Below are 16,121 nucleotides of genomic sequence, written 5' to 3' on the forward strand. Positions count from 1 at the left end.
TCAAACAAAAAACAGTAACGGAACCAGATGTTCGATTTTGAAGCCCTGAGCCAAGCGATCACCGGCCGCACCGTGCTCTGCATCGGCGACCTCATGCTCGACGAATTCGTCTATGGCGAGGTGTCGCGGATTTCGCCGGAAGCGCCTGCGGCGGTGATTGCGGTCCAGCGCAGCGAGACCAATATCGGTGGCGCCGGCAACGTCGCGCGCAATGTCGCTTCGCTCGGCGCGCGCTGCATTTTCGTCGGCCTCGTCGGCGAGGACGAGGCAGGTATGAGGCTGAAAGCCGAACTGGCGAAGGAAAGCCGTATCGAGGCGGTGCTGGTTGCCGATGCAAGCCGCCCGACGACGCGCAAGGTGCGCTTCGTCTCCGAGCATTTTTCCAGCCACATGCTGCGCGCCGACTGGGAGCAGGCGCTGCCGGCTACGGCCGACGTCGAGCAGAAGCTGATCGACGCCATTCTGCCGCTGATCGTGCGCGCCGACATCGTGCTGCTGTCGGACTATGCCAAGGGCGTGCTGACCGCGCGCGTGATCCGCAATACCATCGATACCGCCAAAAAACTCGGCAAGCGGGTGATCGTCGATCCCAAGAGCGCCAATTTCGCGATCTATCGCGGCGCCACGCTGTTGACGCCGAACCGCAAGGAATTTGCCGAAGCCACCCGCAGCCGCGCCGATTCCGACAAGAGCATTGCCGACGCCGCCCAGGACGCCATGTATCTCGCCGATTGCGAGGCCATGCTGGTGACACAAAGCGAGCACGGCATGACACTGGTGGTGCGCGCGGGCGATGCGATCCATGTCCCGGCGCTGCCGGTCAAGGTGCGCGACGTCTCGGGTGCCGGCGACACCGTCGCTGCGGTGCTGGCGCTGACGCTCGCCGCCAACGCCGACTGGGAGACCGCGCTGCGGATGGCGAATGCCGCCGCCGCCGTTGCGGTCAGCAAGAAGGGCACCGCCACCGTCACGCCGGCCGAACTGCGGCGAAAAATCCTGCCGCATGCGTCCCTGGCCGCCGAGGACAAGATCGTGGCGGCCGGTGGCGACCTCGACATCCATGTTTCGGACTGGCGCCGGCAGGGCCTGCGCATCGGCTTCACCAATGGCTGTTTCGACATTCTGCATCCCGGTCATGTGAAAGTACTGACGGCCGCGCGCGGCGCCTGCGATCGCCTGATCGTCGGCCTCAACAGCGATGCTTCCGTAAAGCGGCTGAAGGGCGAGGGACGGCCGGTGCAGGACGAACGCGCCCGCGCCGAGGTGCTGGCGGCGCTGGAGGCTGTCGATCTCGTCGCGATCTTCGAGGAAGACACGCCGATTGAGCTGATCACGAAGGTGCGGCCGAGCGTGCTGGTCAAGGGCGGCGACTACACCCGCGAGCAGGTCGTCGGCTACGAGATCGTCGAGGCCTGCGGCGGTGAAGTGCTGCTGGTTGACATCCTGGCGGGTCACAGCACCACGTCCCTGGTCGAGCGCGCGCGTGGAGGCAAGGCGTGAACGTCACGGCAACCCTGCCTTCGCGTCTGGCGGCATGGCGCGATCCCGTTTTGTGGTCGAAAGCGAGCGATATCGTCGCGGTGCTGATTGCGCTGTCGCTGCCCTGGTCGACCTCGCTGGTCGGCATTTTCGGGGTGGTCTTCGTGTTGACGATGGCGCCGACGATCGAATGGCGGGTATTCATGGACTCGCTGCGGCGGCCGGTCAGTGCGCTGCCGATTGCGTTATTCGCACTCGCCGTCGTTGGAACTTTGTGGTCGGATGCGCCATGGGGTGCGCGCAGCTATGCGATTGGTCCCCTTGCCAAGCTCGTGGTGCTGCCGCTGCTGGTCTATCATTTCGAGCGCTCGGCGCGCGGCATGTGGGTGTTCACGGCTTTCCTGATTTCCTGCGTGCTGATGATGCTGATGTCGTGGCTCGTGACGCTGTATCCCGGTCTGACGCTCAGGCAGTTCAATGACGAGCGCGGCATCTTCGTCAAAAACTACATCGACCAGAGCCAGGAATTCGCGCTCTGCGCCATCGTGCTGGCCTATCCCGTCGTCACGCTGCTGCGGAAGGGCAAGACCCGGCAGGCGCTGTTGCTGGCGGCGATCGCCGCCAGCTTCATCCTCAACATGGCGTTTGTGATCGTGTCGCGCACCGCGATGGTGACGCTGCCGGTCATGCTGGCGGTATTCGCGCTGCTTCATCTGCGGCGGCGGACCAGCGCCATTATCATTGGCGCGATGATCGTGCTCGCCGGCCTCGCCTGGCTGGCCTCACCGCAGTTGCGGGAGACCATTGCCAGATTTTCCGACGAGTATCAGGTCTACAAGGAGGAGAACAAGCCGACATCGGTCGGGCTGCGGCTGCAGTACTGGCAGAAGTCGCTCCGGTTTTTCACCGAGGCGCCGGTGATCGGTCACGGCACCGGCTCGACGCGAGGCCTGTTCCAGCGGGCCTCGGTCGGATTCGAGGGCTCGGCCACCGGCTATATCATCGACAATCCGCATAACCAGACGCTGAACGTGGCGGTGCAGTGGGGCAGCGTCGGGATCGTCGTCCTCTATGCACTGTGGCTGGTGCATCTGATGCTGTTCCGCGGCGAGGGCCTGGCGGCGTGGATCGGCCTGATGGTCGTGCTGCAGAACATTTTTTCCTCGCTGTTCAACTCTCATCTATTCGATTTTCACGAGGGCTGGATGTATGTCCTGGGAGTCGGCGTTGCCGCAGGCATGGTGCTGCGTGCGAAATCGGCCGGGGCGGCGCCGGAACCGCCGGACACCGTCAGGTCATGACCGCTGGCAGGCACGCAGAAGATGAGCTATCAGCGGCGCGAGACTTCTGGGAATTTGGCCGCCGGTTCCGTTTGGTTGATATATGACGCCATTTTCACGATTGACCCTGCGCAATTTCCTGATCGCGTCGCACGACGCGCTGGCGACGGCGTTTGCCTTGCTGGCGAGCTTTTATGTGCGGTTCGAAGGCGGCCAAGGCTTCTTCGCCCGGCTGCCGCGGCTGCTGCACGTGCTGCCCTATTTCGTCGTTTTCAGCGTGGTGATTTGCTACGTCTTCAACCTGACCACGACCAAGTGGCGCTTCATCTCACTGCCGGACGCCCTGAACATCCTGCGCGTCGCCTCGGTGCTGACCGTAGCCCTCGTGGTGGTCGACTACATCTTCATTTTCGCCGCACCGAGCAGCGGCCAGGTGTTTTTCGGCCGCATCACCATCGTGCTCTACTGGTTCATCGAGATATTTTCGCTGAGCGCCCTACGCTTCGCCTATCGCTATTTCCGCTATTCGCGGACCAGGCACCATGCCCGCGCCGAAAATGCGCCGCGGACGCTGCTGATCGGCCGCGCAGCCGACGCTGAGGTCGTGTTGCGCGGTATCGAGAACGGCGCCATCAGGGGGATTTGGCCGGTCGGCGTGCTGTCGCCCTCCGCGGCGGACCGCGGCCAGTCGATCCGCAACATTCCGGTGGTCGGCGGTATCGACGACATCGAGAACGTGACTCGCGACTTTGCGGCCCGCGAGAAGCCGATCAAGCGTGTGGTGCTGACCCCGTCGGCGTTCGAGCCGGACGCGCATCCCGACGCGGCACTGATGCGCGCCAAGCGGCTTGGCCTCATCGTCAGCCGCCTGCCTTCCCTGGAGGGCGATGCGCCGCGGCTGACCAATGTTGCGGTCGAGGATCTGCTGCTGCGCCCGAGCGAGAAGATCGACTACGCGCGGCTCGAGGCGCTGGTGAACGGAAAGGCGGTCATCGTGACCGGCGGGGGCGGCTCGATCGGCTCGGAGATTTGCGAACGCGTCGCGACTTTCGGTGCAGCGCGGCTGCTGGTGATCGAGAATTCGGAGCCGGCGCTCTACGCGGTGACGGAGGCGCTGGCTGCGCGCGCAACCGGCCCGGTCATCGAAGGCCGCATCGCGGATATTCGAGATCGCGAACGTGTCATGCACCTCATGAGCGAGTTCAGGCCGGACATCGTGTTCCATGCGGCCGCGCTGAAGCATGTCCCAATCCTCGAGCGCGACTGGAGCGAGGGCGTCAAGACCAACATCTTCGGATCGGTCAACGTTGCCGACGCGGCGCTGGCGGCGGGCGCCGAGGCGATGGTGATGATCTCGACCGACAAGGCGATCGAGCCGGTGTCGATGCTTGGCCTGACCAAGCGCTTTGCCGAAATGTATTGCCAGGCGCTCGATCACGACCTGGTGACGCAATCGGCCGGCAAGCCGCGGATGCGTCTGATCTCGGTGCGATTCGGCAATGTTCTGGCCTCGAACGGCTCGGTGGTGCCGAAGTTCAAGGCACAGATCGAGGCGGGCGGACCGGTCACGGTTACCCATCCGGACATGATCAGGTATTTCATGACCATCCGCGAAGCTTGCGATCTGGTGATTACGGCCGCGACCCATGCGCTCGCGCCGACGCGACCCGACGTCTCGGTCTACGTCCTCGAGATGGGGCAGCCGGTCAAGATCGTGGACCTCGCCGAGCGGATGATCCGCCTGTCGGGTCTCGAACCAGGCTTCGATATCGAAGTGGTGTTCAGCGGAATGCGGCCGGGCGAGCGGCTGAACGAGATCCTGTTCGCGAGCGAAGAGCCGACCGTGGATATCGGAATCGCCGGCATCATGGCGGCCAAACCGAACGAACCTCCGATGCAGACATTGCGCAAATGGCTCGCAGAACTCGAAGCGGCGATTGCAGCGAACGACCGCGCCACCATCAAGGCCGTGCTGAAGGATGCGGTGCCCGAGTTCGGGGCGGCTGCGGGCGAGGGAAGCTCGGAGTCTTCGGCGGCGCTGTGAGCCGGATCCTTGATCCTGCGCGGCGCCAGAGCCTTTTCGGTTCTGATTGAATCAGAACCGGGCTCTGCTCTTTTGTTTTGACGCGTTTTCTTGACGCGAACCGGCGTCCACCCCCGGATCAAGTCCGAGGGCATGCTTCGCTCGAAAGCGCTATAATTATTTCGGGCGCGAGAACCGATAGAGTGTCAGCACAACCGCCAGCGCGCCCGCGGCGAGGAGCAGGATCACGGCAACAGGGGACTGCAGCCGGGTCGATGCGATCGCGAGCGCTGCCAGCACCACGTTGAGCGCGAAAACATGGCTGACCACCTGCCACACCGTAAAGCCGTTGTCGGTGGCCCGCTGGTAGTAGTGTGAGCGATGCGCGGCCCAGAATGGCTCGTGCCTGATCATGCGGCGGGCGAGCGTCAAGGTGGCATCGGTCAGGTAATACAGTGGCAGCAGCACGCAAGCGGCGAGTTGCTGGTGCCAGGCCAGTTGCGCCAGGCACCAGCCGAGCAACAGGCCGATCGGCAGGCTGCCGACGTCGCCGAGAAAGATCTTCGCCACCGGCCGGTTAAACGGCGTGAAGCCGAGCAGCGCGCCGCACAGCGCGGCGGCGACAATCGTTGTCGATGCCGGCACCTCGCCGAGCCAGCCGAGCAGGGCGATGGCGGCGCTTATGGGTACGGCCTCTGCGGCCGTCATCAGGTCGAGCCCGTCCATGAAGTTGACGAGGTTCACGAACCAGAGCCCGGCCAGCAGCACGAGGCCGCGTTCGATCCAGAGCGGAGCAGCGTCAACGATCCGCAAGTTCTCGGGTGCGGAAAAGACGATGGCCGCGACCGACGCCGCTTGCAGCAGCAGCCGCGGCAGCACTGGAATCGAATGGACGTCATCGGCAAGGCCGATGGCTGCGATGAACAGCGTTGCGGCGAACACGATGGCGGGGATTTTCATGGCCGATGTGCCGGCAAGCGCAGTGACAGCGCCTGCTACGATCAGCGTTGCGGCGATCACCGCGATCCCGGCGCCCTGCGGCGTGGGGGTTCGGTGGGATGAGCGCGCGTTGGGTTTTGCCACAACATGCCGCAGCATCAGCGGGCGGATCGCCATAGTGAAGGCCGACGAGAGCAGCAAGGCCAAAATTGTGGCGGCGAACGAAAGATATGGTTCCGAATGGGTCATTCTATCTGGTGCTGAGTTTATTTCGGAACTTCGATCGGTGCTTCGCCCTGCGCCGCCTTTTCTGGGCTGAAAATCCACACCAGCCCGCCGAAGATCCCGACCAGGAACGATACCGCGCCGAACAGCAGCGACATGTTGACGCCTTCATTGACCATCAGCCCGGCATAGCCGAAGGCCAGCCCCATGGTGGCCTCGCGAACGCCCCAGCCGGCGATCGATATCGGCAGCATCGTGATCAGCATCACCGGCGGCATCAGCTGGAAGACCTGGCTGAACAGCACGGGCGCGGCAATCGATTGCACCACGCACCAGGCGATCACAACGGCGAGCACGTGAACGAGTATGGACAGGACTGCAATTTTTGGTCCGCGATCCCGGCTGAAGATGACACGGTTGGCGATCACCGCACAGGCGTAAACGTGATGCGTTACCCACCAGGTCTTCAGCCACGGAAAGGGTAGCATGCCGAGCACCAGAAATCCGAGACCGGCCGCCAGCGCCGCAAAATCGACCAGCAGCAGCGCGGACCGCCCGGCGGGATCGGTGATGAGGTTGTAGCTCCACGGCAGGCTGGCAACGATGACGATCGCAAGCGCAATCAGGCCGATGGCGCGGTCGATGAAGATCGAATAGGTCGCCGCCCGCCAGCCGGCGCCGGCACGCGCGACCAGCCAGAGCCGCACCGCGTCGCCGCCGATCGAGGACGGCAGGGTCTGGTTGAAGAAGGTTCCGATCAGGTTGAAGCGCATCCCCTGCCTGACCTCGATCGGCGCGCCGCATTCCGAACTGATCTCGCGCCAGCGCAAGACGCCGATGAAGATCTGCAGAAACAGCACCGCGATCGCCAATGCGATCCAGCCCAGACTCTCGACATTAAGCCGCGAGGCGAGATCGTACAGATTGACCTTGCGCAGCGAGAAGTAGAGCAGCGCGGCGGAGATCAAAATCTTGACGGCTGAAAGCAGAATCCGGCGCATCTCGTTCGCGCTTGCCAGGTTTGAGAGGGATGCCAAAAAGGGTGCAAATCGGCGCCGGGCGCCGAACTTCGGCGCCTTGGTATGGTTTTAAGCCCAATCTGGCAATAGCGGCGCGGGTAAGTATTGCGGGACCCTCGACGCGGCGGGTAAAGAGGCCCGGAACGGAACGGCAGGCGCGAACCGGTCGGTGCAAGGATATCAAGGATATGATGTCGGATCAGACAATATTGGTCACCGGGGCCGCGGGTTTCATCGGCTTCCACGTCGCCCGCCGGCTGCTGGCCGAAGGCTGCACCGTGGTCGGGCTGGACAATCTTAACGACTATTACGATCCGGCGCTCAAAACGGCCCGCCTGGACGTCCTGCACCGCGAGCAGCGGTTTTCGTTCGAACGGACCGATCTTGCCGATCGCCCCGCGATGGCGCTGCTGTTCGCCAGGCATCGGTTCGCCCGGGTGGTGCATCTCGCGGCGCAGGCCGGGGTGCGTTATTCGATCGACCATCCGCATGCCTATGTCGACGCCAATCTCGAGGGCTTCGTCAACGTGCTGGAGGGCTGCCGGCATCATGGATGCGGCCATCTGGTCTATGCGTCTTCGTCGTCGATCTACGGCGCCAACACCAAGCTGCCGTTCTCGGTCGATGACAAGACCGATCACCCGATCAGTCTTTATGCCGCGACGAAAAAGGCCAACGAACTGATCGCGCATTCCTACAGCCACCTCTATCGGCTGCCGGTGACGGGTTTGCGGTTTTTTACCATTTACGGGCCGTGGGGACGGCCCGATATGGCGATTTTCACGTTTACCAAAGCGATTCTCGAGGGCACCCCGATCAAGCTCTTTAACCATGGCAAAATGCGGCGCGATTTTACCTATATCGACGATGTTACCAGCGCGATCCTGCGGCTGGTCGATCAGGCCCCGCGCGACGCCGGCCCGACCGCCGGTGCGCCGGCGCGGATTTACAATGTTGGCAACAATCATCCGGAAGAACTGACCCATGTGGTAGCGGTTCTGGAGCGGGAACTGGGCCGCGTCGCCGTTACGGAGATGTTGCCGATGCAGCCCGGGGACGTCACCGAGACCTTCGCCGATGTCACCGAGTTGATGCGCGATACCGGTTTCCGGCCGCAGACGTCGATCGAGGACGGGCTTCGCGAATTTGTCGCCTGGTATCGCGACCACTACAGAATTTGAGGCGCCGATGAACCGACGAATTATTCCCCTGATCATGTGCGGCGGCGCCGGCACGCGGCTGTGGCCGGCCTCGCGCGAAGTCCATCCCAAGCAGTTCCTACCCCTGTTCGGCGCGCGTTCGACGTTCCAGGATACGATCCTGCGGGTTTCCGACACCGCGCTGTTCGAACGTCCGGTCGTCATCACCAACAATGCCTATCGCTTCATGGTGCTCGAACAGCTTGCCGAGATCGGCCTCGAGGCCGACGTGCTGCTCGAGCCGATGCGCCGCGATTCCGGGCCTGCGATCGCAGCCGGCGCCGCCTTTGCGCAGGCGCGCGACAACGACGCGATCGTGCTGGCGCTTGCCGCCGATCACGTGGTTCGCGACACGCCCGCCTTTCTCGCCGCCTGCCGCGAGGGGCTGGCTGCGGCGGAAGCCGGCCACATCGTGACCTTCGGCGTGCAGCCCGAGCGCGCCGCCACCGAATACGGCTACATCAACCCCGGCGAAGTCATTGCCGGCAAGGTTCGCGCCGTGACGAAGTTCGTCGAGAAGCCGGATCCGGCGACGGCGGCCGGCTATATCAAGGCCGGTTACTTCTGGAACAGTGGCAATTTCATGTTCCGCGCCGCCGTGCTGCTCGACGAGTATCGCACCGTCGATGCCGACAGTGTCGAGGCGGTCGGCAATGCGGTGGCGAAGGCAGGCACCGACCTCGGATTCGTCAAGCTCGACGAGGCCGCGTTCGGATCGGCGAAATCGATCTCGATCGACTATGCGGTGATGGAAAAAACCGTGCGCGCCGCGGTAGTGCCGGTGGCGTGCGGCTGGTCCGATGTCGGCTCCTGGCACGCGGTGTGGGAATTGTCCGACAAGGACAGTGACGGCAACGCGGCGCGGGGTGCTGCGGTGTTCGAGGACTCCCGCAATTGCAACGTGGTGACCGACCGGGCGCTGGTCGCGCTCGAAGGCGTCGACGATCTCGTCGTGGTCGCGACCCAGGATGCGGTGCTGGTGTCCCGGCAAAAGGACGCCAACGGACTGAAACGTCTGGTCGCCAAGCTGAAGACCGTGGCGCCGCAGGTCACCGAGGATCATATCCGGGTTCACCGTCCCTGGGGATCCTATCAATCGGTCGACAATGGCGACCGCCACCAGGTCAAGCGCATCATCGTCAAGCCGGGCGGGCGGCTGTCGCTGCAGAAGCACCACCATCGCTCCGAGCACTGGATCGTGGTGCGTGGAACGGCCCAGGTGACGGTCAACGAGCTGGTCAAGACCGTGCACGAGAACGAGTCGATCTACATCCCGATCGGCGCCGTGCACCGGCTGGAGAATCCCGGCAAGATCCAGCTCGAACTGATCGAGGTGCAGACCGGAAGCTATTTCGGCGAGGACGACATCATCCGTATTGAGGATGACTATCGGCGCACCTGAACGGCCGGGACCGTGAGGTCATCTTGCGGGATTTCGGCTTTCGCCCCCGTCCGGGCGATGTAACTCTTTGAATCAAAACGTGTCCGGAAAAGGTTGATGGCATTCGCCACATGTAGGGCGGCGTGCTAGAGAACCGCCGGGGCGCTATCTTGGCGAAATACTACTTGGGGTCGACGACATGAATTCCAAAGGGTCCGCATCCGACGCGAAGAGCGACGCGCGGCGCGACTTGCGCGTTGGCGTGGTCGGCGCAGGCGTCATGGGCAGCAACCATGCCCGCGTGCTGGCAGGTCTGCCCGACGTGACGCTGGTCGGCATCGTCGACCCATTGCCGGAACACCGCGCGCGCGCCACCGCACTTGTCGGTTGCCGCGCATTCGCGAGCCTCGAAGAACTGTTCGACGAAGGCGTCGACGCGATAACGATTGCGGCGCCGACGCATCTCCACCACGAGATCGCGCTCGCCTGCATCACGCGCAACATCCATATCCTGGTCGAGAAGCCTGTCGCCTCCACGGTCGAGGAGGGCGAGGATATCGTCTCCGCGGCGCGCAGTGCCGGCGTGACGCTGATGGTCGGTCATGTCGAGCGCTTCAATCCGGCGGTCGCCGCGATCAAGCAGGCGATCTCGGGCGAGGACATTCTTTCCATCGGCATCACCCGCGTCGGACCGTTTCCGCCGCGGATGTCGAATGTAGGCGTCGTCATCGACCTCGCCGTGCATGATATCGACCTGATCCGCTGGTTCACCGAATCCGACATCGTCGAGGTGCAGCCGCAGCTGTCCAGCGCGGTCGCCGAGCGCGAGGACATCGCGCTGTTGCAGTTCCGCACCGCCTCCGGCGTGCTCGCCCACATCAACACCAACTGGCTGACGCCGTTCAAGGCGCGCAACGTCACGGTTGCGACCCGCGGCAAATATGTGATGGGCGATCTGTTGACCCGCCAGGTGACGGAGTGCTTCGGCTTCAAGCCCGACGGCAGCTATTCGATGCGCCATCTGCCGGTCGGCCATGACGAACCGCTGCGCGCCGAGCTGATCGCGTTCCTCAGTGCGGTACGCACCGGCGACGTGCCGGCGGTTTCCGGCGACGAGGGTGTCGCCAGTCTCGCGATCGCCATCCGTTGCCTCGAGCAGCCCCCCAAGCCCGCGGCGAACGCCGCGCGCAAGGGACCGCGCCGCATCGTCGGCTGAATTACCCGCTTTCCGATCCCTGCAGGCCTCCATGAACCAGCACATGCGTCCAGAACCCGTTCCCTTCATCGATATCGCCGCGCAGCGCCGCCGGCTCGGCAAATCGATCGATGACGCCGTGTCCCGCGTGCTCAACCATTGCCAGTTCATCAGCGGCCCCGAAGTGACGGCGCTCGAAGCCGCACTCGCGGAATTCTCCGGCGCCAAGCATGTGGTGAGCTGCGCCAGCGGCACCGACGCACTGCTGATGGTGCTGATGGCCAAACAGGTCGGTCCCGGCGACGCCGTGCTATGCCCGTCGTTCACGTTCAGCGCGACCGGCGAGGCGGTAGCGCTGACTGGAGCAACGCCTGTCTTCGTCGACGTCGACGAGACCACGTTCAACATCGATGCCGGCTCGCTGAAGCGCGGCATCGCCACGGCGCGGCAGCACGGCCTGAAGCCGCGCGCCGTGATTCCGGTCGACCTGTTCGGGCAGAGCGCCGACCATGACGCGATCGCCGCGATCGCGGCGGCCGAGGGCCTGTTCGTGCTCGATGACGCTGCGCAGGGTTTTGGCGCCAGCTATAAAGGCCGCAAGCTCGGCACCTTTGGCCTGGCGACGGCGACGAGCTTCTTCCCGGCCAAACCTCTCGGCTGCTACGGCGACGGTGGCGCGATCTTCACCGACGACGACGAACTGGCCGATACGCTGCGCAGCATTCGCGTCCACGGCCAGGGTTCGGACAAATACGACAACGTCCGCCTCGGGCTCACCGGGCGGCTCGATACCATTCAGGCCGCGGTTCTGATCGAGAAGCTGAAGATTTTCGAAGACGAGATCGCGGCGCGCAATGCCGTGGCAGAGCGTTATGCGCGAGGTCTCGGCAACCTCGTGACCGTGCCGCGGCTGGCGCCGGGCTGCAGTTCGATCTGGGCCTGCTATACCATCCGGCTGCCAAAGGGCACCGATCGCACCAGCTTCGCCGACAGCCTGAAGGCGCAGGGAATTCCCACCGCGATCTATTATACCAAGTCGGTCCATCAGCAGACCGCCTACCGAAACTTCCCGGTCGCCGAGGGCGGCCTGCCGGCCAGCGAGAGCTTGTCCAGCGACGTCATCAGCCTGCCGGTTCATGCCTATCTCGACGAGCCGACCCAGGAACGGGTCGTCAAGGCGGTGCGCGACGCACTTTCTGCCTGATTTCGTCGTTTTGCGGCGCCGCTGGATAGGATAGAAGCGGCGCATGCTCGGACGCATCTTCACCGTCGGCGGCTATACGCTTCTTTCGCGGCTCACCGGCTTTGCGAGCTCGATCATGCTGGCCGCGATCCTCGGCGCCGGCCCGATCGCGGACGCGTTCTTCGTGGCGCTGCGCCTGCCGAACAGTTTTCGCGCCATCTTTGCCGAGGGCGCCTTCAACACCGCCTTCATTCCGGCCTACGCGCATGTTCACGGCAAGGGCGGCGAGGCCTCGGCGCGATTGTTTGCCGACCGCATCTTTACGCTGCTGTTTTTGTCGCAGGTGGTTCTGCTGGCCGTGGCGTGGCTGTTCATGCCGCAGGCGCTTGACATTCTGGCGCCAGGCTTCAGCGCCGATCCCGAGCAGCGGCGGTTGGCGATCGAGCTGACGCGCATCACCTTTCCCTATCTGCTGCTGATCACGATGGTGACGCTCTATGGCGGCATGCTCAACGTGATGCACCGCTTCGCCAGCGCGGCGGCGGCCTCGATCTTGCTCAACATTTCGATGATGGCGGCGCTGGCACTGGCCGCGTTCTTTCCGACCGCCGGCCACGCCGCGGCCTGGGGCGTCCTGGTCTCCGGTTTCCTGCAATATTTCCTGCTCGCCGGCGATCTCGCCCGCCATGGCGGGCTGCCGCGCTTTGCATCGCTGCGGCTCGATGACGACGTCCGCGCCTTCTTTCGCGCCATCGGTCCCGCCACGCTGGGGTCGATGGGTTCGCAGGTGGCGGTGTTCGCCGACACCATCATTGCTACATTTCTGGCCACGGGTGCGCTGTCGGCGCTCTACTATGCCGAACGGCTTTATCAACTGCCGATCGGCGTCATCGGAATAGCCGTCGGAACCGTGCTGCTGCCGGAAATGTCGCGCCGGATTACGGCGGGCGACGACGCCGGCGCCGCAGCGTCGCAGCGCCGCGCCTTTGAATTCACGCTGCTGGCCACGGTGCCGTTCGTCGCCGCATTCCTGACCGTGCCCGACGTGATCATGCGCGCCGTGTTTGCGCGCGGCGCCTTCACCAGCGCCGATGCGGCGGCCGCGGGGGCGACGCTCGCAGCCTATTCGATCGGTCTCATTCCGTTCGTGACGATCCGCAGCGCGGTCTCGGCGTTCTATGCGCGCAAGGACACCGCAACGCCGGTGAAGGCCTCGCTGACCGGGCTCGCCGTTAACGTGCTGCTGAAATTCGCATTGATGGCGCCGCTGGCCCAGATCGGCCTCGCGCTCGCCACCGCCGTCGGCGCCTGGATCAATCTGCTGCTGGTATTGTTCTTCTCGGTGCGGGCGGGCTACCTCGCGTTCGACCGGACCTTCATCAAGTCGCTGGCCAAGTTTGCCGCGGCCGGCCTCGTGCTCTCGGCTAGTCTATGGATCACGGCGCGATTCGCGGCGGTCTATTTCGCGTCGATGCGCGCGTTCCGCGACGAGACCGCGTTGCTGCTGCTGATCGCAGCCGGAGCCTTCGTGTACGGCTTTTCCATCCTGCTGTTGTTCGGCAGGGGCTGGATCTTTTCGCTGCTGCGCGACCGTCAACCGCCTAAGTCTAAATAAACAAAGAGAAAATTCCTGCATCTCGGCGGTTGCCCGGCCGCCGGAAGCGGTTTGCGCTGGCGCGCGAACCACTGCAATATGGAACGCTTCCGGAGCCTGATCGGTTCGTTGAATGAGAATCGGGCTCTGTCTTTTTGTTTGACGCGTTTTCTTTGCGTGAACCGGTACCCACTTCACTTGAAGACGCTCTAATTGCAACTGGAGATACGATGGCTGCTCCCATCAAATTTGGCGTCGGTCAAAGCGTGCGCCGCAAGGAAGACGACGCGCTCATTCGCGGCAAGGGACGCTATACCGACGATCACGCGCCATCCCCCGCCATGCACGCCCTGATGCTGCGCTCGCCGCATGCGCACGCGAAATTCACCATCAACGTCAGCAAGGCCCGCGGCATGCCGGGCGTCGGTGCGGTCCTGATCGCAGACGACGTCAAGGATCTCGGCGATCTGCCGTGCCTGTTCAACCTTGAGGTCGATCCGTTCACGGGCCCGCCCTATCCGATCCTTGCCAGGGACGAGGTCCGACACGTCGGCGACGCCGTTGCGTTCGTGGTCGCCGATACCATCGACCAGGCGCGTGACGCGCTCGAGGCGATCGAGGTCAAATGGACGCCGCTGCCGGCGGTGGCCGGTCTCGTCAACGCCATCAAGAAGGGCGCGCCGCAGGTCTGGCCCAATCATCCCGGCAACGTGCTGTTCGACGTCGGGATCGGCGACAAGAAGGCGACCGATGCGGCCTTCGCCAAGGCGCATGCGGTCGCCGAAGTCTCGATCGTCAATCCGCGCATTGTCACCAATTTCATGGAAACCCGCGCCGCGGTCGCCGAATATGACGCCAAGCGCGATCACCTGACGCTGACCATCGGCAGCCAGGGCAGCCACCGCCTGCGCGAAATCATCGGCGGCATGGTGCTGAAGATGCCGCTGGAAAAGATGCGGGTGATCTGCCCCGATGTCGGCGGCGGCTTCGGCACCAAATTGTTTCCCTATCGCGAATACGCGTTGATCGCGGTGGCCGCGCGCAAACTGCGCAAGACCATCAAATGGACCGCCGATCGCGCCGATCACTTCATGGGCGACGCGCAGGGCCGCGACAACGTCACCACCGCGAAGATGGCGCTGGCCGAGGACGGCAAGTTCTTAGGGATGGACGTCGATCTGATGGGCGACATGGGCGCCTATCTGTCGACCTTCGGTCCCTACATTCCGCACGGCGGCGCCGGCATGCTGCCCGGGTTGTACGATATCCAGGCGTTCCATTGCCGCGTCCGCACGGTCTTCACCAACACCGTGCCGGTCGATGCCTATCGCGGCGCCGGACGCCCCGAGGCGGCTTACGTGATCGAACGTCTGGTCGATGCGGCCGCGCGAAAGCTCGGCATGACGCCGGATGCGATCCGGCGCAAGAATTTCATCTCGCCGAAGGCGATGCCGTACAAGACCGCGACCGGCAAGGTCTACGATTCCGGCGATTTCAACGCGCACCTGAAGCGCGCGATGGACGTCGCCAACTGGAAGGAGTTTCCCAAGCGCGCCAAGGCGGCGAAGAAGGCTGGGCTAGTGCGCGGCATCGGGCTCGCGAGCTATGTCGAGGTGTGCGGCACCATGGGTGAGGAGACCGCCAATGTCGCGCTCGATCCCAATGGGGACGTCACCGTGCTGATCGGCACCCAGTCGAGCGGGCAGGGCCATCAGACCGCCTACGCGCAACTGATTGCCGAACAGTTCGGGTTGCCGCCCGAGCGCGTCCACGTGCTGCAGGGCGACACCGACCGTATCGCCACCGGCCTCGGCACCGGCGGCTCGGCCTCGATTCCGACCGGCGGCGTCAGCGTCGAGCGCGCCACCCGCGATCTTGGCACCAAGCTGAAGGAGATCGCGGCCGAAGCACTGGAGACCAGTGCGCTCGATCTCGAGGTCAGCGACGGCCGGATCCGGATTGCTGGCACCGATCGCTCGATCAGCTTCGCCGATCTGGCGAAGCGTCCGGGCGTTGACCCTGCGAAACTGAATGCGAGTGCGACCTTTGCGCAGGCCGACGGTACCTATCCGAACGGCACGCACCTGGCCGAGGTCGAAATCGATCCGGCCACCGGCATCATCAAGATCGTCAACTACGTCATCGTCGATGATTTCGGCGTGACGCTCAATCCGTTGCTGCTCGCCGGCCAGGTCCATGGCGGCGCGATGCAGGGGATTGGTCAGGCCTTGATGGAGCAGGCGGTCTATAGCACCACCGACGGCCAGCTCGTCACCGGCACGTTCATGGACTACGCGATGCCGCGCGCGGCCGACGGCCCGTCATTCCATTTCGAAACCCACAACGTGCCGTGCACGACCAATCCGCTCGGCGTCAAGGGCGCCGGTGAGGCGGGCGCGATCGGCTCCTGTCCGGCGGTGGTCAATGCGATCGTCGAGGGCCTGTGGCGCGAGTACAAGATCGATCACATCGACATGCCGGCGACCGCCGAGCGGGTTTGGATCGCAATCCGAGAGGCCCAGAAGCGGCATAATCTCTGATATTTTGTCGCAGGCGGGGAATAATGCTCCGCATGCGGGATTCGAACAGCAGGCCGCCGCGGCC

At 64.1% G+C, this 16,121-nt stretch carries 11 protein-coding genes; 9 read left to right on the plus strand and 2 right to left on the minus strand.

Going from position 1 to position 16,121, the window contains the following annotated elements:
- The first annotated feature begins 27 nt into the window (after positions 1-27).
- The 3 genes from rfaE1 to BLR13_RS30670 all read left to right on the plus strand — a co-directional run bounded on the left by rfaE1 (position 28) and on the right by BLR13_RS30670 (position 4,803).
- Positions 28-1,500, plus strand: a complete 1,473-nt coding sequence (gene rfaE1, locus BLR13_RS30660) for a D-glycero-beta-D-manno-heptose-7-phosphate kinase (protein WP_074815971.1) — start codon at positions 28-30, stop codon at positions 1,498-1,500.
- Complete coding sequence (locus BLR13_RS30665) at positions 1,497-2,780, plus strand: O-antigen ligase family protein (protein WP_074815970.1); 1,284 nt, start codon at positions 1,497-1,499, stop codon at positions 2,778-2,780. Before rfaE1 ends, BLR13_RS30665 begins: the two co-directional genes overlap by 4 nt.
- Positions 2,781-2,862: 82 nt before the next feature.
- A complete protein-coding gene (locus BLR13_RS30670) occupies positions 2,863-4,803 on the plus strand; it encodes an SDR family NAD(P)-dependent oxidoreductase (protein WP_074815966.1) in 1,941 nt (646 codons plus the stop codon).
- A gap of 156 nt (positions 4,804-4,959) precedes the next feature.
- On the opposite strand, the gene BLR13_RS30675 is transcribed toward BLR13_RS30670, so the two are convergent.
- Complete coding sequence (locus tag BLR13_RS30675) at positions 4,960-5,970, minus strand: MraY family glycosyltransferase (protein WP_091976838.1); 1,011 nt, start codon at positions 5,968-5,970, stop codon at positions 4,960-4,962.
- A gap of 17 nt (positions 5,971-5,987) precedes the next feature.
- Complete coding sequence (locus tag BLR13_RS30680) at positions 5,988-6,947, minus strand: lysylphosphatidylglycerol synthase transmembrane domain-containing protein (protein WP_074815963.1); 960 nt, start codon at positions 6,945-6,947, stop codon at positions 5,988-5,990.
- Between the two features lie 209 nt (positions 6,948-7,156).
- On the opposite strand from BLR13_RS30680, the gene BLR13_RS30685 reads away from it, so the two are divergent.
- The 6 genes from BLR13_RS30685 (at position 7,157) to BLR13_RS30710 (ending at position 16,057) form a co-directional block, all read left to right on the plus strand.
- Positions 7,157-8,146 carry an NAD-dependent epimerase gene (locus tag BLR13_RS30685; RefSeq protein WP_074830923.1) on the plus strand — a complete coding sequence of 330 codons (990 nt, stop codon included), beginning with the start codon at positions 7,157-7,159 and terminating at the stop codon, positions 8,144-8,146.
- A gap of 7 nt (positions 8,147-8,153) precedes the next feature.
- Entirely contained in the window at positions 8,154-9,566 is a 1,413-nt protein-coding gene (locus BLR13_RS30690) for a mannose-1-phosphate guanylyltransferase/mannose-6-phosphate isomerase (RefSeq protein ID WP_074815960.1), read from the plus strand.
- 178 nt (positions 9,567-9,744) lie between these two features.
- Entirely contained in the window at positions 9,745-10,761 is a 1,017-nt protein-coding gene (locus tag BLR13_RS30695; protein WP_074815956.1) for a Gfo/Idh/MocA family protein, read from the plus strand.
- Positions 10,762-10,792: 31 nt separating this feature from the next.
- Positions 10,793-11,944, plus strand: a complete 1,152-nt coding sequence (locus BLR13_RS30700) for a DegT/DnrJ/EryC1/StrS family aminotransferase (RefSeq protein WP_074815953.1) — start codon at positions 10,793-10,795, stop codon at positions 11,942-11,944.
- Positions 11,945-11,987: 43 nt separating this feature from the next.
- Positions 11,988-13,538 carry a murein biosynthesis integral membrane protein MurJ gene (murJ, locus tag BLR13_RS30705; RefSeq protein WP_074815950.1) on the plus strand — a complete coding sequence of 517 codons (1,551 nt, stop codon included), beginning with the start codon at positions 11,988-11,990 and terminating at the stop codon, positions 13,536-13,538.
- Positions 13,539-13,747: 209 nt separating this feature from the next.
- On the plus strand, positions 13,748-16,057 hold the full coding sequence (locus BLR13_RS30710) for a xanthine dehydrogenase family protein molybdopterin-binding subunit (protein ID WP_074815947.1): 2,310 nt from the start codon (positions 13,748-13,750) through the stop codon (positions 16,055-16,057).
- Positions 16,058-16,121: the final 64 nt, after the last annotated feature.

The organism is Bradyrhizobium ottawaense (assembly GCF_900099825.1).
GTDB classification, from domain to species: domain Bacteria; phylum Pseudomonadota; class Alphaproteobacteria; order Rhizobiales; family Xanthobacteraceae; genus Bradyrhizobium; species Bradyrhizobium ottawaense_A.

Bases quoted from the DNA above. Each gene is read 5' to 3' on its own strand.
- rfaE1 (WP_074815971.1), top strand. From the start codon at position 28: ATGTTCGATTTTGAAGCCCTGAGCCAAGCGATCACCGGCCGCACCGTG.
- BLR13_RS30670 (WP_074815966.1), top strand. From the start codon at position 2,863: ATGACGCCATTTTCACGATTGACCCTGCGCAATTTCCTGATCGCGTCG.
- BLR13_RS30675 (WP_091976838.1), bottom strand. From the start codon at position 5,970: ATGACCCATTCGGAACCATATCTTTCGTTCGCCGCCACAATTTTGGCC.
- BLR13_RS30680 (WP_074815963.1), bottom strand. From the start codon at position 6,947: ATGCGCCGGATTCTGCTTTCAGCCGTCAAGATTTTGATCTCCGCCGCG.
- BLR13_RS30685 (WP_074830923.1), top strand. From the start codon at position 7,157: ATGTCGGATCAGACAATATTGGTCACCGGGGCCGCGGGTTTCATCGGC.
- BLR13_RS30690 (WP_074815960.1), top strand. From the start codon at position 8,154: ATGAACCGACGAATTATTCCCCTGATCATGTGCGGCGGCGCCGGCACG.
- BLR13_RS30695 (WP_074815956.1), top strand. From the start codon at position 9,745: ATGAATTCCAAAGGGTCCGCATCCGACGCGAAGAGCGACGCGCGGCGC.
- BLR13_RS30700 (WP_074815953.1), top strand. From the start codon at position 10,793: ATGAACCAGCACATGCGTCCAGAACCCGTTCCCTTCATCGATATCGCC.
- murJ (WP_074815950.1), top strand. From the start codon at position 11,988: ATGCTCGGACGCATCTTCACCGTCGGCGGCTATACGCTTCTTTCGCGG.
- BLR13_RS30710 (WP_074815947.1), top strand. From the start codon at position 13,748: ATGGCTGCTCCCATCAAATTTGGCGTCGGTCAAAGCGTGCGCCGCAAG.